At 70.9% G+C, this 20,540-nt stretch carries 21 protein-coding genes and 1 pseudogene; 9 read left to right on the plus strand and 13 right to left on the minus strand.

Annotated elements, in window-relative coordinates; genetic code table 11:
• Window positions 1-524: 524 nt before the first annotated feature.
• The 7 genes from GQF42_RS23605 to GQF42_RS23635 all read left to right on the plus strand — a co-directional run bounded on the left by GQF42_RS23605 (window position 525) and on the right by GQF42_RS23635 (window position 7,465).
• Complete coding sequence (locus GQF42_RS23605) at window positions 525-1,838, plus strand: hypothetical protein (protein ID WP_158922986.1); 1,314 nt, start codon at window positions 525-527, stop codon at window positions 1,836-1,838.
• Window positions 1,839-2,023: 185 nt separating this feature from the next.
• On the plus strand, window positions 2,024-2,467 hold the full coding sequence (locus GQF42_RS23610) for a DUF7144 family membrane protein (RefSeq protein WP_158922988.1): 444 nt from the start codon (window positions 2,024-2,026) through the stop codon (window positions 2,465-2,467).
• Between the two features lie 329 nt (window positions 2,468-2,796).
• Window positions 2,797-3,432 carry a DUF6230 family protein gene (locus GQF42_RS23615; protein WP_158922990.1) on the plus strand — a complete coding sequence of 212 codons (636 nt, stop codon included), beginning with the start codon at window positions 2,797-2,799 and terminating at the stop codon, window positions 3,430-3,432.
• An 87-nt stretch (window positions 3,433-3,519) separates the two neighbouring features.
• Window positions 3,520-4,002 (plus strand): DUF6114 domain-containing protein, encoded by a 483-nt coding sequence (locus tag GQF42_RS23620; protein WP_158922992.1) that lies wholly within the window; start codon window positions 3,520-3,522, stop codon window positions 4,000-4,002.
• 19 nt (window positions 4,003-4,021) lie between these two features.
• A complete protein-coding gene (locus tag GQF42_RS23625; protein WP_158922994.1) occupies window positions 4,022-4,942 on the plus strand; it encodes a hypothetical protein in 921 nt (306 codons plus the stop codon).
• A gap of 307 nt (window positions 4,943-5,249) precedes the next feature.
• A complete protein-coding gene (locus GQF42_RS23630; RefSeq protein WP_158922996.1) occupies window positions 5,250-7,280 on the plus strand; it encodes a multicopper oxidase family protein in 2,031 nt (676 codons plus the stop codon).
• A 2-nt stretch (window positions 7,281-7,282) separates the two neighbouring features.
• On the plus strand, window positions 7,283-7,465 hold the full coding sequence (locus tag GQF42_RS23635; RefSeq protein WP_158922998.1) for a hypothetical protein: 183 nt from the start codon (window positions 7,283-7,285) through the stop codon (window positions 7,463-7,465).
• Window positions 7,466-7,517: 52 nt separating this feature from the next.
• Here the strand turns inward: GQF42_RS23635 and GQF42_RS23640 are convergent, their stop codons facing one another.
• From GQF42_RS23640 to GQF42_RS23690, 11 genes are all read right to left on the minus strand, one after another.
• Window positions 7,518-8,393 carry a PhzF family phenazine biosynthesis protein gene (locus GQF42_RS23640; protein ID WP_158923000.1) on the minus strand — a complete coding sequence of 292 codons (876 nt, stop codon included), beginning with the start codon at window positions 8,391-8,393 and terminating at the stop codon, window positions 7,518-7,520.
• Between the two features lie 186 nt (window positions 8,394-8,579).
• Window positions 8,580-8,867, minus strand: coding sequence for an SCO5918 family protein (locus tag GQF42_RS23645; protein ID WP_158923002.1), 288 nt, complete (start codon window positions 8,865-8,867; stop codon window positions 8,580-8,582).
• 33 nt (window positions 8,868-8,900) lie between these two features.
• A complete protein-coding gene (locus GQF42_RS23650) occupies window positions 8,901-9,308 on the minus strand; it encodes a CBS domain-containing protein (protein ID WP_158923004.1) in 408 nt (135 codons plus the stop codon).
• An 80-nt stretch (window positions 9,309-9,388) separates the two neighbouring features.
• Window positions 9,389-10,858: a DEAD/DEAH box helicase gene (locus GQF42_RS23655; RefSeq protein WP_199272767.1), complete on the minus strand. Its 1,470-nt coding sequence runs from the start codon at window positions 10,856-10,858 to the stop codon at window positions 9,389-9,391.
• A 216-nt stretch (window positions 10,859-11,074) separates the two neighbouring features.
• A complete protein-coding gene (locus GQF42_RS23660; protein WP_020943091.1) occupies window positions 11,075-11,281 on the minus strand; it encodes a cold-shock protein in 207 nt (68 codons plus the stop codon).
• 231 nt (window positions 11,282-11,512) lie between these two features.
• Complete coding sequence (locus GQF42_RS23665; protein WP_158923006.1) at window positions 11,513-11,851, minus strand: helix-turn-helix domain-containing protein; 339 nt, start codon at window positions 11,849-11,851, stop codon at window positions 11,513-11,515.
• Between the two features lie 174 nt (window positions 11,852-12,025).
• Entirely contained in the window at window positions 12,026-12,316 is a 291-nt protein-coding gene (locus GQF42_RS23670; RefSeq protein WP_158923009.1) for a hypothetical protein, read from the minus strand.
• Between the two features lie 78 nt (window positions 12,317-12,394).
• Window positions 12,395-12,655: a hypothetical protein gene (locus GQF42_RS23675; RefSeq protein WP_158923011.1), complete on the minus strand. Its 261-nt coding sequence runs from the start codon at window positions 12,653-12,655 to the stop codon at window positions 12,395-12,397.
• Between the two features lie 387 nt (window positions 12,656-13,042).
• Window positions 13,043-14,908 (minus strand): SpoIIE family protein phosphatase, encoded by a 1,866-nt coding sequence (locus tag GQF42_RS23680; RefSeq protein WP_158923013.1) that lies wholly within the window; start codon window positions 14,906-14,908, stop codon window positions 13,043-13,045.
• Window positions 14,909-15,035: 127 nt separating this feature from the next.
• Complete coding sequence (locus GQF42_RS23685; protein ID WP_158923015.1) at window positions 15,036-15,182, minus strand: hypothetical protein; 147 nt, start codon at window positions 15,180-15,182, stop codon at window positions 15,036-15,038.
• A 612-nt stretch (window positions 15,183-15,794) separates the two neighbouring features.
• Entirely contained in the window at window positions 15,795-17,636 is a 1,842-nt protein-coding gene (locus tag GQF42_RS23690) for a trypsin-like serine protease (RefSeq protein ID WP_158923017.1), read from the minus strand.
• Between the two features lie 154 nt (window positions 17,637-17,790).
• Here GQF42_RS23690 and GQF42_RS47305 point away from each other — a divergent pair.
• A pseudogene (locus GQF42_RS47305) lies at window positions 17,791-17,934 on the plus strand (VapC toxin family PIN domain ribonuclease); the annotation flags it as partial.
• A gap of 384 nt (window positions 17,935-18,318) precedes the next feature.
• On the opposite strand, the gene GQF42_RS23700 reads toward GQF42_RS47305, so the two are convergent.
• The gene (locus GQF42_RS23700) at window positions 18,319-18,669 is read right to left on the minus strand and encodes a MerR family transcriptional regulator (RefSeq protein WP_158923019.1); all 351 of its coding nucleotides are present in this window, start codon (window positions 18,667-18,669) and stop codon (window positions 18,319-18,321) included.
• Between the two features lie 635 nt (window positions 18,670-19,304).
• Here GQF42_RS23700 and GQF42_RS23705 point away from each other — a divergent pair.
• Window positions 19,305-19,679: a hypothetical protein gene (locus tag GQF42_RS23705; RefSeq protein ID WP_031172494.1), complete on the plus strand. Its 375-nt coding sequence runs from the start codon at window positions 19,305-19,307 to the stop codon at window positions 19,677-19,679.
• A 282-nt stretch (window positions 19,680-19,961) separates the two neighbouring features.
• On the opposite strand, the gene GQF42_RS45015 is transcribed toward GQF42_RS23705, so the two are convergent.
• Window positions 19,962-20,459 (minus strand): GAF domain-containing protein, encoded by a 498-nt coding sequence (locus GQF42_RS45015; RefSeq protein WP_199273177.1) that lies wholly within the window; start codon window positions 20,457-20,459, stop codon window positions 19,962-19,964.
• Window positions 20,460-20,540: the final 81 nt, after the last annotated feature.

A 20,540-nucleotide genomic window follows, 5' to 3' on the forward strand; every position in this document is an offset into this window, starting at 1 on the left:
AGCCCGGCATCTCAGGCCCGCCCGGCCCCACCGGTTCTGCCGGCCCGCGCGGCCCCTCCGGCCCGCCGGGCAGGCCCGGCAGGCACGGGGCACCCGGCCGGCACGGGAGGAACGGGATCAACGGGTGGCGTGGTCCCAGCGGCAGGAGAGGCCATGACGGACGGCACGGGAAGAACGGCGAAGTCGTGTCGAACGCCGAGGCGCGTGCAGGTCGTGAAGTCGAGCCGCCATGAAGTCCTGACGTCATGAAGTCGTGAGCACACGCGAGGAGTTCGAGGAGCGATGTCGGCCCCGCACCGCTCACCGGTCTTGCTCGGCACGTGTGCGCAGATGCTTCCGTCGTGCCGTCCATGGCATGCCGTCACCCGAAGCGCGGGCCTTGTCGTACGACGGTCGAGGCGGTTCGCCGATCGGCGGGCGAGCGGGGGCTGTCCGGTGACCCGGACGGCGTACTCCTGCTCGCGCCGCCGCTTCGATACGGGTCGGCTGGCAGGAACAGGGACCGGTATCGACGGGGAGGCGCGGTGACGGAAGGCAGCGCGGACGGCGACCACACGGAACGGTCGGACATAGCGGCACTGCGGGCCCGGGTGGCGGCTCTCGAGAGCGCTCGGCCCGGGCCGCCCCGGCACCGTGGCAGGTCCTCGCTCGCCGCGGTGCTCATCGTCGTCGGATGCGTCCTCGCCCCGCTCTCCGTCGTCGCCGCGTGGGCCGCTGACGAACTGGGGGACACCGACCGCTATGTGGCCACGGTCGCCCCCCTCGCCTCCGACCCCGCCGTGCAGAACGCCGTCGCCGACCGGGCCACCGACGCGCTCATGAGCCACCTCGACCTGCCGGCCCTGCTCTCGGAAGCGGTCCCCCAGGACCGGCCGCGCCTGCGGAAGGCGCTGGGCGGCAGGCTCGGCGACTCGCTGGAGGGAGCGGTACGCAGCTTCGTGCACGACCAGGCGCGGACGGTCGCCGCGTCGGACGCCTTCAAGACCCTGTGGACCGATGCCAACCGCTCGATCCACAGTTCCCTCGACAAGGCCCTCACCGGCAGCGGCGGCGGTGCGGTCCAGCTGAGGAACGACTCGGTCACCCTCGACCTCGGCCCGCTGGTGGACCGGGTCGAACAGCGTCTCGTCGATGCCGGCATGACCGTCGCCGCACACATCCCCGCCGTGCACACCGACTTCACTCTGCTCAGGTCGGACCAGGTCGGGAAGGTCAAGACCTATGTGCGGCTGCTCCAGCTCGCCGGGAACCGGCTGCCGGTGCTGGCCGTGCTGCTGGTCGCCGCGGGCGTACTGCTCTCGGTCCGGCGGCGCCGGGCCCTGGTCGCGGGCTGCCTGGGCGTCGCCGTCGCCACCGGGATCCTCGGCATCGGGCTGCGCGTGTTCCGCGTGATCTATCTCGACCGGCTGCCCGCCGACGTCTCCCCCGCCGCGGCCGGAGCCGTGTACGACGCGCTGACCCACTTCCTGTACACCACCGTGCGCATGGTCGTGGCCCTCGGCATCGTCATCGCCCTCGGCGCCTGGCTCGCCGGTCCGGGCCGGTACGCCGGGCTCGTCAGGGGGTTGTGGACCTCCGGCATCGGTGCGGTGCGTGCCACCGCCGACCGCGCGGGGCTGCGCACCGGACCGGTCGGGCCCTTCGTGCGCCGTCACCGCGCCTGGATCACCTGGCTCCTGGTGGTCGTATCGCTGCTGGTCTACCTGCTGTGGTCGTACCCCACCGGCTGGGTGGTGGTCGGCATCGCCCTGTGCCTGCTGTTCGTGCTCGCCGTGGTCGAGTTCCTGGCGGCGCAGCCACCGGCCGACGGCCGGCCCGCGGCCGGAACGTCTGCCTGACCTCCGCACCGCAGGCACAGCCCTGGTGAAACCGGGCGGGGGAGCCGAGACCGCCCTCCGTGTCCGCCGCCACCGTCACCCGATCGGCGTAACGCCTGTGGCCGCTCCACCCGTACGGGCCCACGGTCGAAACAGTCCGGCGGACGTCCCGAGCGCCGTCTGCCCTGTGAGAACGGAGCGTCGTCATGACCGCACAGCCTCACTCCGGACCGTCCTCCGGCGGCTATCGCCCCTCGCCCGGTCCGCAGACCTCCTGGTCGACCGGTGGCGCCGTCTTCGCCGGTGTGATGCTTCTGCTGAACGGCATCCTGGCTGTCTTCCAGGGCATCTCGGCGATCGCCGCGGACGACGTCTACGCCCGTATCGACAGCTACGTCTACAAGGTCAACCTCACCGGCTGGGGCTGGATCCTGCTGATCCTCGGCGTCATCGCCGCCTTCGCCGGCTGGGGGATCCTCTCGGGCGCCTCGTGGGCGCGCGTGGTCGGTATCGTGCTCGCCTCCCTGAGTCTGGTGGCCCAGTTCCTCTTCCTGCCGTACGCGCCGGTGTGGTCCGTGATCATGATGGCCATCGACGTGTTCGTCATCTGGGCGCTCGCGGTCCACCAGCCCGACACCGCGAGCCGCTGATCCACCGTCACCCGCCCGTCGCCCGGCCAAATCCGGTACGACTGAGCCACGTTCGCCCCCTGTGCCGACCATGTCGGCCCGTTCGCCGAGGAGATCGGCGCGCCGGGCGGGGACCGGGACCGCACCGGCAGGTGAACTCACCGCCGGTGCCCGGCAGGCTCCCCGCTCCCGTCGGCCCAAGGGCCCAGCGGAACGTGCGTCACTCGTACGGCGGGCCTGGCATGCAGTCGGTCGACACGGCCGGGAGCCTAGTATCCATAAACGGGAAAATCGGGCACTTTCTGCCTTCCTGGCATGGCGGGACTCACCTCACGACCGAAGGAGACGGGATGGCGCACCGCGCCGGGAGAACCGCCGGGAGAACCCGGTGGAGGCGCTTCGCGGTGATCCTGGTGCCCAGCATGGCGGCGTGTGCGGCGATCGGCGTCGCCATGGCGCAGGGGGTGCTCGCCGCGTCGTTCTTCGTCTCCGGACAGAAGTTCCAGGTCACCGCGGACAAGTTGACCGCCCGTGGGGTCAGCCTCTACTCCATGGCCGACGTGACCAGGAAACGCAAAGTCGTACCCGTTCTGGTCACCGCCTTCCGGCACGCGACGGTCGACGGGCTGTGCCAGTCCGTTGTCGTCGACGTTCCGGTGCTGGGCAGACAGACCCTGCGGGTCACCGGCGGGGGCGGCCGGCCGTCCAAGGCGTCGGAGCTGTTCATCGACGCGACGGCCGAGACGGCCAAGGACGCGAGCTTCAACGGCCTCGACATCGGTGTCGCTCAGGGTGCCATCACCAAGGGCCCGGTCAGGCCCGGAGACAGGGACTCGCAGTTCTTCGATCCCGACGGCGTCGGCCAGCAGGCCGTGTCGGTCACCCTGACCGATCTGCGGGTGAGCGCGATCGCGCTCTCCGCCGGCACGTTCAACATTCCGGGCCTGAGCGTGCGGACCGAGCCCGGCAACCACGCATGCCCCTGACCCGGACGGCCCCTGCGCGGGAGGCCGCACGCCCGGGCCCCGCACCCTCCTCACGGGGCCGCAGCACCACTGACCAGGACGGGACGCGTGATCACCAACACCTTCGGAAGACGACGTGAACTGCTCGCCACGGCAACGGAGTTCCGGCGCCGGTTCCGGACCTGGCGTGGTCAACGCCCTTTCTGGGCCGGGCTGTTCACGTTCGCTTCCGGACTGCCCATTCTCTACTGGCCCTACGCACACCTGGACCTGCGCGGGATTCCGCTCGCCCTGTCGACCACGTCCGGTGCCGGATCCCTGGTGATCGGAGTTCTGCTCCTGGTACTGGGCGTCACGCTCTGCTGCCGCCCTCACCTTCGGGTGTTCGACGGGATCGCCACCCTCCTGCTCGCCCTGATCTCCTTTCCCGTCGCGAACCTCGGCGGCCTCTTCCTCGGTGTGCTCTCCGGCCTGATCGGCGGCTCCCTGGCCTGTGCCTGGATGCCGCCCCCGGCCGGCGAGCGGTCGACGCCGCCGAGCGACCGCGCAGCCACGCCGGTTCCGGCGGGAGACAAGCCCAGTGGTACCTGACCACCGCCGCAGCCGGAGCGTGCACTCCCGCGCGCGCGAACCCGGGCACAAGCCCTTGGGCCGTACGAGAACGACGGGCCACGCGGCCGTCGTCGTCGGCCGCCTGCCGTGGCCTCTTGCCTGCGCGCTGGCCGTGGCCTCGGTGCCGCTGGCCCTGCACCTCGCCGCAGCGCGGGCGGCCGGCCCGCTGCCCGGCTCCGGTGCGGCAGCCGGTCCCACGGCGGGGGCGTCCGGTGTGCCGACGCCCGAGGACATCAGCCCGGCGCCGGTGAGCGGCATGCCGACGCCCCCGAGCACCGCCCCGGAAACGCCCGGTACCTCGCCGTCACAGCGCGACGCCGGTCCTGCGACCGCGCACACCCCGTGGCCGACGAGAAGGACCGTGCGAGCGACGGCGCGAGCGACCGGGCGAGCGAGCGCGCACGTCTCCTCGCCGCCGGCCGCCGCACCGCTCGACCTGCCCCCGGCCCGCCCCGCGAAGGTCTCCTGGGTGCTGCGCGCCGACCGGCTCGTCCTGCGCGGTGCGAGGTTCCGCGGGGTGGTCAGGGTGCGCACCGCGGCCGGGACCGTCCGGGCGCTCAAGTTCACCGTACGGTCGCTGGACGCCGTCGGCCTCGATCTGTCCGCGGGCCGGGGCCGCACGGCGACGCGTCTTCGAGCCGGGCCCACGACCACGTCCACCTTCGGGGGCCAGGGCGCCGACGGCGTCGTGACCCTCTACGTCCGCAGGCTGTCCGGTACGCTCACGCGCCTCACCGGCGGCCCGCTCCCCGCGCACCGCACGGTCACCCTCACCCCCGACGCCGTACCGCACTGGCTCTCGCACCCGGCCACTCCGGCCCGCACGATCACGCTGGTCGCGGTAACCGTTCGGCAGGCCGCCCAGTTCGGCGGCCGGCTGTCCGTCACGGGCCCGCAGCTGCGCGCCGCGGCCGGATGACCGGCGGGACAGGCGGCCTGCCACTCCGACGCGCGCAACGAGGAGTTGCGCGCGCATCAGGGCAGGCGGGCGTGCGGCCTTCGCCGAGCCGGACGACCGGTACGCACGGGCGGTCCGACCGCGGCTGCTGACTCCGCGGTGAGGCGCGTGCTTCCGTGCATGGTGCAGGCGCCGACGGGGGCTGCAGCGTCCGCCCGTCCTCAACAGCCGGACGACACGAGTGATATCCAACCGTTTCACACGGTATGTGATGCATAACATCACGCGGGTAATGGGCCAACGGCTTCGGGCTGCAGAAGGCGGAGAAGTGATCGGACGAAGAGATCTGCTCGTAGCCGGGTCCCTCGGCGGGGCGGCCGTGTTCCTCTCCGAACCCCATGGGGCGGTGGCGCTCTCGAACGGAACCGCGGTGGCCCGCAGGGCCGGGGCGGCCGGCAGGTTCAGGGTTCCCGTGCTGGACCCCACGACCATCCCGAAATACGTCACCGACCTGGTGATCCCGCCGGTGATGCCGCCGGCTCGCCCTGCCCGGGAGGACGGCGCCGACACGTACGTCATCGGTGTCCGGCAGTTCAGCCAGCAGGTCCTGCCGCCCACTCTGCCGTCCACCACGGTGTGGGGATACGGCTCGCTCGAAGACGAACGGACGTTCAGCTTCCCGTCGTTCACCATCGAGGCCAGGGTCGACCGGCCCGTCCGTGTCACCTGGGTGAACGATCTCGTCGACGATCAGGGCCGGTTCCGCCCGCACCTGCTGGCGGTCGACCCCACCCTGCACTGGGCGAACCCGCCGGGCGGCAGGGCCGGGCGGGATTCCCAGCCGACGTTCACGACGACGCCGGATCCGTACACCGGTCCCGTGCCGATCGTCACTCACCTGCACGGCGGGCATTCCACCGAGGAGAGCGACGGCTACCCCGAGGCGTGGTACCTGCCACGCGCGAACGACATTCCTTCCGGGTTCGCCACCGCGGGCTCGTTCCACGACGCGTTCCGGGAGAAGTCCGCCCGTGAGCGCGGTGTGGCGTGGGAGCCGGGTACCGCGATCCACCGGTACGCCAACGACCGGCGGGCGGCGACCCTTTGGTTCCACGATCACACCCTGGGCATGAGCCGGCTCAACGTCTACGCCGGCCTCGTCGGGTTCTATCTGCTGCGCGGCGGCGAGTGCGACCTGCCCAAGGGGGTCCTGCCCGGACCGGCTCCCGCCCTGGGTGATCCGCCGGGCACCCGGTACCACGAGATCCCCCTGGTCATCCAGGACCGCTCGTTCAACCCGGACGGCTCGTTGTTCTATCCGGCGAGCCGGGAGTTCTTCGACGGGTTCACGGGGCCGTACACGCCCACCACTGATGTGCCCCCCATCTGGAACCCCGAGTTCTTCGCCGGCACCATGGTGGTCAACGGCCGGACCTGGCCGAAGCTCGAGGCCGAACCTCGTCGCTACCGACTGCGCCTCCTCAACGGCTGCGACGCCCGTTTCCTGATCCTGAAGATCGCGGACAGCCCGACCGCCCGGCCGGCGCGGTCGGCCGTACCGTTCTGGCAGATCGGCAACGAGGGAGGGCTGCTGCCGGCACCGGTACGGCGGGAGCGGCTGCTGCTGGCCAACGCGGAGCGGGCCGACGTCATCGTCGACTTCACCGGGATCCCGGAAGGCACCGAGCTGTTCCTCGTCAACGAGGGAGCGGACCAGCCCTTCGGGCGGGGCGAACCCGGCGTGGACTTCCCCGTGGCGGATCCGGCCACCACCGGGCAGGTGATGAAGTTCGTGGTCGGCCCGTCGGCGGGCAGGGACAGGAGTGTTCCGCCGGACAGGCTCCGGCTGCCCGGGACCAGGCCGCTCGGCTCGGCGAGCGTCACCCGTCGGCTGGCCCTCGGCGAGGTGGCCTCCACAAGGCCCCAAGTGCCGCTGGACACACCGGTCCTGGACCTGCTCGGCACGGTCGACTCCGCCGGCAACCCCGTACAGCTCCGCTGGGCCGATCCGGTCACCGAGAACCCGAGGCTGAACGCGACCGAAATCTGGGAGCTGCACAACTTCACGGTGGACGCCCACCCGATCCACATCCACCAGGTGCAGTTCGAGGTGGTGAACCGGCAACCGTTCAACGGATCACCGGTTCCGCCGGAGACCTGGGAGCGCGGCTCCACGGACACCGTGATCGCGTATGCGGGAGAAATCACCCGGGTGAAGGCCCGGTTCGATCTTCCCGGCCGCTTCGTCTGGCACTGCCACATCCTCGAGCACGAGGACAACGAGATGATGCGGCCGCTCCAGGTCGGGGGCACACGCATGGTTGCGGCGAGTACCCGCACCCGGCAGCCGGGCACCTGAGCGTGATCAGCCCTGTTCCTCCCGGAAGCCGCCACGGCGCCGACCACTCGGTGCTGACCGACTACATCTCCACCGAGACCTACTTCCAGCACAACCCCGAGGCCGCCGACGGCAGGATCGTCGAGCACCGGGACGTCATCGTCCCGGTCCCGGCGAAACTGCCGTGCGGCAACGGCCTGTTCTGAGCAGCCGCCGCAGGGGGAGGCCCGGTGCCGAGCGGGGAGAACGGCCGGCCCGTCAGCCGATGCGCGTTCCCGCGCCGCCGACACGGACGCGCGGGTCTCCCGAGCGCAGGGTCACCGTCAGTTCGCCGGGGCGGCCCAGGTCCTCGCCCTGGTACAGGGTCAGCACGGCATCCTCGGGGACCAGGGCGAGTTCACGGGCGTACGCACCGAACGCGGCGGCTGCGGCGCCCGTTGCCGGGTCCTCGACGACGCCGCCGACGGGGAACGGGTCACGGACATGGAAGACGGTGGCCGACTCCCGCCACACCAACTGGACCGTGGTCAGGTCCAAGCGGTGCATCAGGGCCTCGAGGCGGGCGAAGTCGTACGCGAGATCCGCGAGGCGCGTGCGTGTCGCCGCCGCGAGGACGAGATGGCGGGCACCGGCGAACGCGACGCGGGGCGGGAAGGCCGGGTCGAGGTCGGCGGCCGGCCAGTCGAGCGCGGCGAGTGCCTCCTCGAGGTCGGCGTCGGCGATCTCCTCGATGTGCGGCTCGACACTGGTGAGCGTGGCCCTGACGGTCCCGTCCTCCTCGGCCACCTCCACCGGCACGGTTCCGGCGCGCGTCGCGAACACCAGCTCCCCGGTGCCGGTCCGCTCGGCGAGCGCGACGGCGGTCGCGACGGTGGCGTGCCCGCAGAACGGCACCTCGGCCCGGGGGCTGAAGTAACGGATGCTGTACGCCCGTCCCTCCTGTCCGCCGAGGCCCTCGGGGGGCGCGGTCAGGAACGCGGACTCCGAGTATCCGAGGTCGGCGGCGATGGCCAGCATGTCGCCGTCGTCCAGGGCACCGGCGTCCAGAACGACGCCGGCGGGGTTACCGCCGTCGGGGTCGGTGGAGAAGGCTGTGTATCGCAACACCTCGGGCTGCGGCGCATTCGTCGTCATGCTCGCGGCAACGCGGAGCGGGCCCGCGGCAATTCCCGCGAGCCGCACACCGACACAGGTCCACGGGCCGTAGGCCCTCTTCGGCGGACCTGCGAGGGCGCTTTCGTAGCGCCGTCGGTCGTGCAGCACACCTCGAACCCTTCTTCATGGAGCGGGTGACGAGAATCGAACTCGCGCTCCCGGACGTCACCAACCGAGGGCACGCTCGTCGGCTCGCGCGGCCCGGTCCGGGGTGAGCGGGCGCGCGTCGTGGCAGGTGAAGCCGAGGCGGGTCAGTGCCCGGTGCATCTCGACCGAGGTGAAGTCGCGGCGGTTCTGCCGGGTGATCACTTCCCCGACCTGCATCACGGGGTAGACGCGGCGGTCGATGGTCACGCACAGGCCGGTGGCGGGTTCGGGTGTGATGCCGCTCATCGACTGCTCGACCTCGATCTTGGTCAGGTCGAAGGGGAAACGCGCGATGACACAGCGCATGGATGCCTCCACAGAACGGTCAGGGGTGATGGCTCAGGACATGAGGGCGAGGATGCCCAGGGCGTAGCCGTGTTCGTCGATCACGGGGGACACGTCCAGGGTCCGGACCCGCATGGCGGCCTGCGCCTCTCCGAGTGCGGCGACGGACGAGGTGAACGGTCCGCGGTCGAGCGGGATGTCCCGCAGCCGGGTCCGGTCGCTGTACCACGAGCCGCCGCGGTGCCCGGCGAGCTGGGCCCGGGTGACCAGTCCCGCGCACCGTCCGTCCTCGTCCTGGAGGAGCAGGTGCGGGACACGGGCACCGATGAGCACGGACAGGGCGACGTCGACCGTCATCTGGTCGTCGACCTGGGGCCCGGGAGCGTGCATGGCGTCGCGGGCGGTCAGAGCGATGCAGTCGGCGCTGCCGGCCTGCTGCGTTCGGGGCGGATGTTGCGTCAAGGGCTTCTCCTCTTCGTCGGGGCGGGCGGTACGGGCGACGGATCTGCCTGACTGCTGGGAGTGCATCCCCGTACGGGCGGCTACGGGGTGTTCCTCGGGGCGGAGCGACGGGCGCGGGCGGCGGCCCGGCCCCTGCGGTTGCGGCCGGCGGATCCCTTGCCCTCGCGTCTGCCCTCGCTTCGTCCGCCGACCGGCGCGGTGAGGGTGACGGGAACGCCGGAGGGGGTACGGGCGCCGGTGATGCGCTGTAGTTCGGCCTCGCCGGGGCGGATCAGGGCGGTGCTCGCAGTGATGCCGGCGTCGGCCATCAGACGGTCCACGGCGCGGCGCTGGTGCGGCAGGACGAGGGTGACGACGGTGCCGGACTCGCCGGCCCGGGCGGTACGGCCGCCGCGGTGGAGGTAGTCCTTGTGGTCGCCGGGAGGGTCGACGTTCACGACGAGGTCGAGGTGGTCGACGTGTATGCCGCGGGCCGCGACGTTGGTGGCCACCAGGGCCGTGACGTGGCCGTCCTTGAACTGGGCGAGTGTCCGGTTGCGCTGCGGCTGGGACTTGCCGCCGTGCAGGGCCGAGGCACGTACCCCGACGGACAGCAGGTGCTGGGCGAACCGGTCGACCGCGTGCTTGGTGTCCAGGAACATGATCACGCGTCCGTCGCGGGCGGCGATCTCGGTCGCGGCGGTGTCCTTGTCGGCGTCGCGCACGTGCAGCAGATGGTGCTCCATGGTGGTGACGGCTCCCGCGGACGGGTCGACCGAGTGCACCACGGGATCGTGGAGGTAGCGGCGCACCAGGAGGTCGATGTTGCGGTCCAGAGTGGCCGAGAACAGCAACCGCTGGCCGCGGGCCGGGACTTGGTCGAGGAGTGCGGTCACCTGCGGCATGAAGCCCATGTCGGCCATCTGGTCGGCCTCGTCCAGGACGGTGACGGCGACCTGGTCGAGCCGACAGGCTCCTCGCTCGATGAGGTCCTTGAGGCGGCCGGGCGTGGCGACGACGACTTCTGCACCGCCGCGCAGCGCACTCGCCTGCCGGCCGATCGGCATGCCGCCCACCACGGTGGTGAGCCGCAGGCGCAGCGCGCGGGCGTACGGGGTGAGCGCGTCGGTGACCTGCTGGGCCAGTTCCCGGGTGGGGACGAGGACCAGGGCGAGCGGTTGTCCGGGCTGGGCCCGCTGCCCGTCGAGGCGGGCCAGTACCGGCAGGCCGAAGGCGAGCGTCTTGCCCGAGCCCGTACGCCCCCGGCCCAGGACGTCCCGACCCGCCAGCGCGTTCGGCAGGGTGGCGGCCTGGATCGGGAAGGGAACGGCCACGCCCTCGGTGCCGAGCGCGGCCAGCAGCCGTGCGGGCAGGTCCAGTTCGGCGAACGTCTCGACCGGGGGCAGCGGCTCGGTGAGGGTGACCGGCAGGGCGAACTCCTGTCGGCGTGCGCCGGGGCGTGCTCGTTGACCGCTCTTGTGCCGGGGGCCCGGACCGGAATGTCGACGGTGCCCTTCCTGCGCCCGAAAGCGGCTGGAACGACCGGAGCTGGCGGAACGGGTTCGGTCCACGACGGGGCCTTCCTCGATGCGGCACGTATCGAGGAATTCCTTGAGGGGGAATCACAGGAATGAGCCGAGTGAAATCCGAAGACCTCGGGTTGACGTTCCCCAGGTTCCTCGCGGTCCTACGGGAGTAGAAAGAAATAGGCCGGGGCCCGCACCCCAAGAGCGCGGGCCCCAGCCACATGTGCGCGAACCCGTGGCTCGCGACGATTCGCGTCAGCGTCAGGCGGGAACGATGTTCTCGGCCTGCGGGCCCTTCTGGCCCTGCGTGACGTCGAAGCTAACCTTCTGGCCTTCCTGAAGCTCGCGGAAGCCACCGTTGCTGATGATGTTCGAGTAGTGGGCGAACACGTCAGCGCCGCCACCCTCCTGCTCGATGAAGCCGAAGCCCTTTTCCGCGTTGAACCACTTCACGGTGCCAGATGCCATATTGAATCTCCCTTGAGGGGCAGTGCCGGACTCCGCACTTTACGGAGCCGAGTCGCCGCGATGATCACCCCTCCGGAAGGATCCCGGAAAGCTCTGCAAAGAAAAAATCTCTGGCAACCAAAACTGCAACTGCTATCACGCTAACACAGGGCGAGTCGCGAAGGCCATGCTTTTCTGGGCTCGTCCGGCAATTGTCATCCCGCTGGAGTGTGCATTTCTGTGTCGGCGGGACTAGGTATCCGCACGGTGCTCGTCCGGCTCCCGGCGCATTTCCCGGTGCATCCGGAGGGCGTCGTCGAGCTGGTCCTCCAGGGTGACGATGCGGCACGCGGCCTCGACGGGGGTGCCCTGGTCGACCAGCTCCCGGGCGCGGGCGGCGACACGCAACTGGCGACGGGAATACCGGCGGTGGCCGCCTTCCGAACGCAGCGGAGTGATCAGCCCGGCGTCGCCGACGGCCCTGAGGAAGGCGGGGGTGGTGCCGAGGACATCGGCGGCCCGCCCCATGGTGAAGGCGGGATAGTCGTCGTCGTCGAGGTTGTCGGCGACAGGGGTGTTCTCAGCGGGCATAGCACCTTCGTTTCGGGGACGCGGCGAGGGAGCCGGGCGTGCCTGGCGCCCGTGCTGCGAAGGACTCGGCGCCATCCGCCTGCGGTGCCATCTGCCTCGTGCGACAACCCTAACTCCAGCGGGCACGGACATGTGGTCCCGCCGTGGCAGATATCCTGTGTCCGGCCGGCGTACTCAGCTCGCGAAGTCGTCGTGCTCGTCCTGCTCCTCCTCCAGCTCTTCCATCAGGCGGACACCGACGTGTGTCAGCGAGACGGCGGCCGGGGTCCGGTGCGAGGTCCAGTCCACGTGGATCAGGCCCTCGTCGGCCAGGTAGACGCACGCGGCGGAGAGGTCCTCGTCGGGCAGGTCCAGCTCGGCGCGGAGCACCGATCCGCTGATCTCGAGGCGGTTGTGCTCGACGGCCCCGTACAGGGATTCCAGGACCGCCTTCCGGTTGTTCTTGCGTTCGCGGAGTTTCGTCATGGCTGTCGTTCTCCGAGGTGTTTGCCGGCCGCGTGGGTATGGACGCGACGGTGGATCACCGTGCCTCAGGGACCCGGGTCACACCTCGTCGGCGTGTGTTCGTGCCTGCTCTGTCGATGTACTGGTCGAGAGCCAGGACCGTGCGGGTTCCGCGGCGTTCGCGGTGTCGAGGGTGAGGTGGAGCCGGGTCCCTCCTTCGTGGCCGGCGGGGTAGCTGCGCTGCTCGGTCGAGGCGAAGCAGCGGCGGAGGACGTCGGCCACGCGCCGGGCGACCTCTGGGGTCGCGGCCACGATGCGGACCTCGGCGTGACTCTCGGAGGGCAAGGGCTCGTGCTCCATACGGACCTCCTGGCGGGCGACGGGTACACACCGGAACGCGGTCGTTGCCCGGGCCGCCGAGCGACGGTGACGGGGCTGCGGTGTGTTTCCACGGCACCCCTCTCCTGAAGGGTATGCCGGGTAAGGGCGGCCGTGCGTACCGCGGCCGACCGGCGGTCCGGCCGGAGTGCGGTGGAGAGACCGAGGGCACTGCGCGCACCGGCTCCGGCACCGGTGCCGCTCCCGGAGATCGACGACACGGGAGCGGTCCTCGTCCGCGACCCGGGGCAGGGTCCGCCCCATGACCGCGCACTGCCGCGCCCGGCGTCACGCTGGTGGACGCCCGGGACCGCAGGGTGCTCGAGACGCAGCGGTCCCGGGGGTGGCGGAGCGCCGCAGACGACCCCCTTACCCACCTGTTGCCCGGCCCGTTCCGGGTTCTGGTGCCGGCTCCGGAGAGGTGAGCACCGTACGTGTCGCCGTCGTCTCGGCCTCGGGCAGGCGCAGGGCGAGGAGGGCGATGTCGTCGGTGCTGCCGGGGGGCATCCGGGCGGACAGCTGGTCGCACAGGGTCTCCAGCGGTTCGTGGGCGAGGGCGAGGGCGTGGCGGCGCAGCCGGCCGAGCCCGCTGTCCAGGTCGCTGCCGGGCACTTCGATCAGGCCGTCGGTGTAGAGCAGGAGCGTGGACCCCGGCGGCAGGACGTGGGCGGCGCTCGGCCGGTGACCGCCGGCGTCCAGGTGGGTTCCGAGGATGAGTCCCTGCCCGGCTTCGAGGTACTGCGCGTTTCCGTCGGGGGTCAGCAAGAGGGGCGGCGGGTGCCCGGCGCTGGTCCAGCGCAGTGTCCAGGGGCCGGTGTCCGGTCCTTCCACCCGGGCGAGGACGAGGGTGGCCATCGACACGCTGGTGATGGCGTGCATGGCGGTGTCGAGACGGTCAACGATGGCGCCGGTCGGCTCGGTGCGGTCCCAGGCGAGGGAGCGCAGGATGCCGTGCAACTGCGCCATACCGGCCGCGGCGGTCAGATCGTGGCCCACGACGTCGCCGATGACCAGCGCGAGCGTGCCGTCCCGCAGTGTGAACGCGTCGTACCAGTCGCCACCGACCTGAGAGCCGGCCGGAGCGGGCTGGTACCGGGCGGCCAGCTGGATCCGGCCGTGCTCGGGCAGCGGGGGGAGGAGGTTGCGCTGCATGGCCTCGGCGACCGCACGCTGCCGGCCGAACCGGCGGGCGTTGTCGATGACGAGGCCCACCCGGCGGCCGATGTCGCTCGCCACGTCCACATCGCCGGTGCCGAAGGGACGCGCCGGGTCGGTCCGCACCAGGGTCAGGGCGCCGGTGACCTGCCGTCTGGTGCCCAGCGGCACCGTGATGACGGATGCCGCGCCGGCCGCTTTGAGGAAGGCGCTGTGAACGGCGGCCGGCGGGGAGTCGGGCGGTACCTCCAGGTCCGCCCGGTCCTGTACGACGGGACCGGCTCCGTGCAGTACCTGGACCAGGGGCGAACGGGCCGACTCCTCGGCCGGCGGCGGAAGTTGACCTTGCCAGTCCTCTTGCCCGGCGTCACGGCCCTCGGGCCCGGTCACCGCCACCCGGTGCACCTGACGGGGGCCGACCAGGAGGTCCACCACCGCCCAGTCGGCGAGACGGGGAACCAGGAGCCGGCTCAACCGGGCAAGGGCCTCGTCCACCTCCAGGGTCTGACCGAGTACGTCGGTGATCTCCGCCACGAGGGTCAACCGCTCGGCGAGGCTCTCCAGAGCGCTCGTACGAGCGGCTTGCTCCGCCTGTTCCGCACGCTCCCTCTGTTCCACGCGTTCCGCCTGCTCCTGACGGGCACCGTGGCCCGCCGCGGTCTCGTGGATGAGTACGACCATGCCCTGGACGACGCCGGAGACATCGCAGACGTCGTCGTCGGTCAGGGGCGAGGTCGACCAGGAGACCGGGACCAGCCGTCCGTCACCCCGCAGGCACCTGTCGTCGTCCCCGCGCGCCGAACGCCCCTCGGCCAGTGCCCGCAGCAGCGGGCAGCGCTCTCGGGGGATCCGGGCGCCTCCCGGGTCCCGGTGGCACAGGTCGTGCAGGTCCTGCCCGCACATCGTCGCTGCCGCGCGCCCCAGCAGCTGCTCGGCGGCCGGGTTGACCGCGGCGATCCGCCCGGCCGAGTCGATCACGGCGACGGCCGTACCCAGCTGCTCGACGACCTGCTGCCACAGCTGCGGCTTCGCTGCCGGCAGCGGCCGTTCGTGCTCTGCGCCGGGCTTCAAGCCGTCCATCACGCCGCCGCCCTTCCTGCACGGACCAGACCGCCGCCGGGGCCCCGGCCCCGGTCATGAAGACGCCGGTGCCCCGATGGTCCTCCTGCGAGTACCCGGCCGCACGGCCGACACGACGGCGCATCCGCTACAGCGCCGTACGGCTCCTCCGGCTGAGCCCGACACCGCCGGTGCGGACGGAGGGCCGGCCCGCGGCCCGGCTCGGCCGCTCGGCCCGGGCCGTCTCGTGCAACAGGACGCCGGCGATCAGCGCGGTGACCTCCCAAGCGGACATTTCCGCGTCCTTGGGCAGGAGCTGGGGGAGGCGATCGGCCAGACAGTCCTGAAGATGGGCCACGTTGCCGTAGTGGTTGAGGACCTTCTGCGGGTGAGCGCCGACGTGAAGAAGCTGCCCGCCTGCGTGAAGGCGCTGAGTTCACCTGGGCCACAGCTCGTCGTCATGGCGAAACCGCTGCTTCGACAGCAACGTCGTCAAGGGCCCCCGCCGCGCGAATCTGTCAGCACGCGGGCGAGCGGCAGCGCGAGGTGGCCGCCGGCTTCGACGACGTGGTCCGTGTCGAACGCGTGCAGCAGCATGCCGGTTCGGAGGCCCAGATCGGAGGACCATGGCGAGCGCACAGGACGACCGGCGAAGTGTGTGCCTGGTAGGGGTTGGCTGTCGCGTTCCTCGCAGCAGGCAACGCTCGGCCCCGGTTCACCTTCCGGCGGGTCCGGGACAGCGGGCTGCGGGGACTCTTGGGGCATGGCCCGGCGGAGGCCGTCGGGGCTCTGCGGGCAGCGCCTGGTTGGCCGGGGTGCTGGGCGAACGGGCCCGCGTGCGCTCTGGTGAGGATGCACGCGGGCCCGTCGTCCGGGTGGCGGGTTCGACCTCCCGCCGGAGGACCGGTCAGCTCAGCCGGTAGCCGTTGTAGCCGTAGCCGATCTTGACGCGGGAGGCCAGCGGGTGCGAGACGTCGCCCGTGCCTTCGTACAGCCACAGGTTGCCGCTGCTGTCGCGGGCGATCAGGTCGGAGTGGCCGTTGCCGGTCATGTCCCCGTTCATCACGTACGCGGTGTAGTGGAAGCCGTAGCCGATCTTCACGCGGGAGGCCAGCGGGGCCGACTTGTTGCCGGTGCCCTTGTACAGCCACAGGTTCCCGGAGGAGTCCTGGGCGAGCAGGTCGAGCTTGCCGTCGCCGGTGAAGTCGCCCTTGCCGAAGACGTTGGCGCCGTACATGTTCCAGCCGTAGCCGAGCTTGACGCGCGAGCCGAAGTTGCCGTGGCCGGTGCCCGGGTAGAGCCAGATGTTGCCGCTGGAGTCAACGGCAAGCAGGTCCTGGTAGCCGTCACCGGTGACGTCGCCGGGCACGAGCATGACCTTCATGCCGTTCCAGCCGGACCCGAGCGCGCTGACCTCGGTGTTGCCGGTGGACAGGTTGTAGTGCTGCCAGTACAGGCTGCCGTCGGTGGTGCGTACCAGCAGGTCGGCGTAGCCGTCGCGGTCCAGGTCGGCCTGGCGCACCAGGTTGACCCCGCTCCAGTCGCCGAGCGACACCCGGGACCCGAAGGACTTGCCGCGTGAGTCGTACTCGTATCCCTGGCCGTTGGACGCGATCGCGAACATGTCGGCGCGGCCGTCACCGCTCAGGTCGGTGTCGTCGATGCGCGGTTCGGCCGCCCCGACGTACGTGCTCAGCTTGGTGAAGACGCTGTAGGAGCCCTGGCTCACGCAGTCCTGCACGCCCCACGACACGACGCCGACGACGCGCCCGCCGACGACCAGCGGGCCGCCGGAGTCGCCGTTGCAGGTGGCGACCGTGCCGCTGTCGGAGCCGCTGGCCGACGCACCGACGCAGGTCATGGCGCCCGCCACGAAGTCGCCGCCGTAATAACTCGAGCAGGTCGAGTCGCCGTTCACCGGCACGGTGGCCTTGCGCAGGGTCTGCGAGATGTCCTGGCTGGTGGAACTGGTGCGCCCCCAGCCGTAGATCTGTGCCTGGGTGCCCGCCTTGTACGACGTGGTGTCGTCGGAGGTGGTGATGGGCAGCGGCTTGGCGCTGATCGGGTTGGGCAGCGTCAGCACGGCGACGTCGTTGACGGCGGTGCCGCTCGATGTGATCTTGAACGAAGGGGCGTTCCACTGCCGCCACACGCCCGTCACCGTGCCGCCGTGGAGGTCGGTGGTGTTGGTCGACGAGTCGGTGGTCGGCAGCTGGTCGGTCCCGTAGACGATGGAACCGTTGGCGTGCCAGTCGTAGCCCGAGACACAGTGCGCGGCGGTGAGGATCTTCGTGGGCGACACGACGGTGCCGCCGCAGAAGAAGCCGACGTCGTCACTGGTGTCGGTGGTGCCCTTGTCGTCGTAGTACCACAGCTGCACCATCCACGGGGCTGTGGAGATGCTGGTGGTCGTGCCGCCGATGATCTGCGTGCCGGCGGTGCCGGAGGACGACGGCTGCGGCTTGGGGCTGGTGGTGGTGCCGGACGACGCTCCGGTGCTCGCGGCGGGTCGCAGGACGGCGGGGGTGTTGGCGGCCGGCGCGGTGAGCGCGCCGTGCACCCGGGCAGTGAGCTGCGACTTGCCGACGCTGCCGTGGCCCGTGACGCCGATGTCCGTCGGCAGTGATGCCGCGTTGGCGGGCGCCATGAGGAACGCACCGGCGCCGCCGAGAAGCAGCGTGGCGGCAGCGGCGGGTACGGCTATCCGGGCCCGGCGACGGTGTTTCCCGCCTCTGGGGGCAGAGGACACTCATGTCTCCTGTGGTGAAGATGCTGAGGGGGGTGGCATCAACGAAGCGGCTGATAGTACTTCCAGCCCGTTGATCTTCACCAGCCTCTTACGCCACGGAAACCTGACTTTCTCGTCTCTGTCACCAGGTTGCCCCGCTTCTGGGGCGTCGGCCCTCGGCCTCGCCGATGCGGTGAGCGTGGCTCGCCGCCGACTACGACACGGACGCGATTCTCACCCGCGACCGACGGGACTTCCGGGCCGCACGCCTGTTGGGCCGCTCCAGGGCGTCCGGGTACGTCCCGACGATCTCCCGCTCCGACGCAGGGCCCTCGGCGGTCAAGTGCCCGCTCCGGCGAGCGGCTTGCGCACCGCCCACGACGGATCACGTGCAAAGCCTGCGCCGTTGCGCGGGCCGGTTGGTACCGCTGGTGACCCTGGTCGTCCGCTCTTGTGGGCACGCTGTGGGCACGGCGTTGAAGGACACCGGCCGAAGCGCTTGCGCGAACGGGCTCTGCGCTTGGCGCCGCTGTCTGCGTCGACATGCCCGGGGACCCTTGGCGAGTGCACAGCCCTTCCGGCGGGGTGCGCCTCCCGGAGGCGAGGGCGGCGTCGGTTCGGCAGCAGCGGACCGGCGACCTTCCGAGCCGTGCTCTCCTTCGGCCGCAAGACGGCGTTCCGGATACGGCACGCGCCCGCGTGTTCAGGCGGAGTCGGAGCCGGCACGGTCCGCCGATTCGCCGGCGGCGCGACGGTACTCGGCGTTTATGCGCTGCGCTTCCTCGAGCTGGTCCTCGAGGATGACGATGCGACACGCGGCCTCGATCGGAGTCCCCTTGTCGACGAGCTCCCGGGCGCGCGCGGCGATCCGCAGTTGGTAGCGGGAGTACCGGCGATGTCCTCCCTCCGAGCGGAGCGGAGTGATCAGACGAGCCTCACCGATGGCCCGGAGGAAGGCCGGGGTGGCGCCGAGCATCTCGGCTGCCCGGCCCATCGTGTACGCGGGGTAGTCGTCGTCGTCCAGACGATCATGAAGGGGGTTGTCCGATGTCATGTCACCTCGTTGTGCAACGCGTCGAGGGGCCCTGGTGCGTACGGCACCAGGGCCCCGAAGGAAATTGAACACCATCTGTCGGCCCTACTGCTGTGCCGACCTTCTGTTTCCGCTACCCGGCCCGGCAGAGGGGGTGCGGGGGGATCGCAGCTGCTTGACCGGGGACCACCATCCATTCCGGGGTCTTGCGGTACCCGGGCCGAGTACTTCTCGGGCCGGGCGATCCTGATGGCGTCTGCTCCTCCGTTCCTCTCTGAACCAACCACTGAGTGAACCGGTACTGCTGTTGGCAGCTCCTCGACGTGCGAGCCGCCCAGTGCGGCTCTCAGTCCCGTCACCGTTCTGGGAACACTGGCTTCGAGGCTCGAGAGCCGCGCTGACCTGCGTACTTCGTATTAAGCCACCCGCCAGTTCGTGTCTGGCGGGTCCCGTCGACCGTGTCTACGAGAAGAGCGTACCCATGTCAGGAACGAAAATCTACTCATGCAAAAGTAGATTTCACCCTTCTGGTGATGGAAGAAGCCTGCCGCGATCGGGCCTCACCGGTCGGCGGAAGCCGCCTCCTGCCGAGCGCGCAACTGCTTCAGCCCCACGGGCGGTTCCTGATACGGGTGGGCCGAATAAGCTGTGCTGTCATGTCGAACCCTGATGAGCTGCTCGTCGCCATCTCCGCCGCTGTGGAGTCCGAGCGAAGCAATCAGATGTCGCTGACCGTGGTCGTCGGCGGCGCCGTCATCACCGGCCGGCTGGCTCCGGAGGCCGTGTGGAGGGAGCGGGTGGCGGAGGTCCTGAAGGACTCGGACCGTCTCGGCCCGTTCTCGGACGTCTTTGCGCGCGGTCCGCGAGGGAACCGGCCCGGTCGTGGCGAGGCGCCCACGCATCTGCACTTTCATCTCGCTCGGATCCTGCAGGGCAGCCTCGGCATCCCGGAGACGGGCGGCATGTACCGAGTCGCGATCAAGGACGTCAGCGCATGGACCGTAGGAGATCTCATCCACTTCGACCGGTGAGACGCTGCCTCCGCCCCGTTGCCCGGCCGGCGCTTTCCGAGTGGACGGTGACACAGCGGTGGGGGCCCTGCCGACGCGCGTCGGCAGGGCCCCCACCGGGATCCTGAGGGCGGTCTCCCGCCCGCATCGATCATGACCACGTGGAGGACGTCGCCGTTGAGGGCGTGGTCGAAGCTGCTGCCGCCACGTCATGGGCGGGTTCCAGGATCCCGGCCACAGCGACCCGAGGCATGGTCACCGTCAGCGGCGGCAGCAGGGATCACTGGATCTCCGCGGCGGCGCTCACCGCCTCACCGCGTCGGACACGGAAGAAAGGTCGGAATAGCCGTGCTTGGCCACCAGCAGGTCGGCCACCAGGCCGGAGATCCGGAGCAGCAGGCGGCGGTCGTCGTCATCGACGCTGTCCAGCGTCACCGCCATGACCCCCACCTGGTCACCGCCGTCCAGCAGCGGCAGATGGACCCGGACGCCGTCCTCCTCGGGCAGCTCGACGCGGACCGCGTCGAGAAAGCAGCGGCCCGCCTCGGAGTCGTCGATCACCTGTGGTTTCCCCGTCCGTGAGGCCCTCACCGGGCAGGGGTACGAGCAGACTGCGGACACGGCCATGACAAATACCGTCGGCCGGCTCGGGACCTCGGCGTGCAACCGCTGACAGCCCGGCGCGACACAGAGCACGGTTCCGGCCTCGGCACCCAACGCTGGGGCGCGGAGCGCGCGTTCGCCCACCTGCACTGGTTCCGCCGGCTGCGGATCCGCCGGGAGGTCCACGACGACATCCATGCAGCCTTCCTCACCTTGGCATGTGTGCTCATCTGCCGGAGGCGCTTGAAGTCATCCCAAGAGGAGTTCTTGGGACTTCAG

Source organism: Streptomyces broussonetiae (assembly GCF_009796285.1).
GTDB classification, from domain to species: domain Bacteria; phylum Actinomycetota; class Actinomycetes; order Streptomycetales; family Streptomycetaceae; genus Streptomyces; species Streptomyces broussonetiae.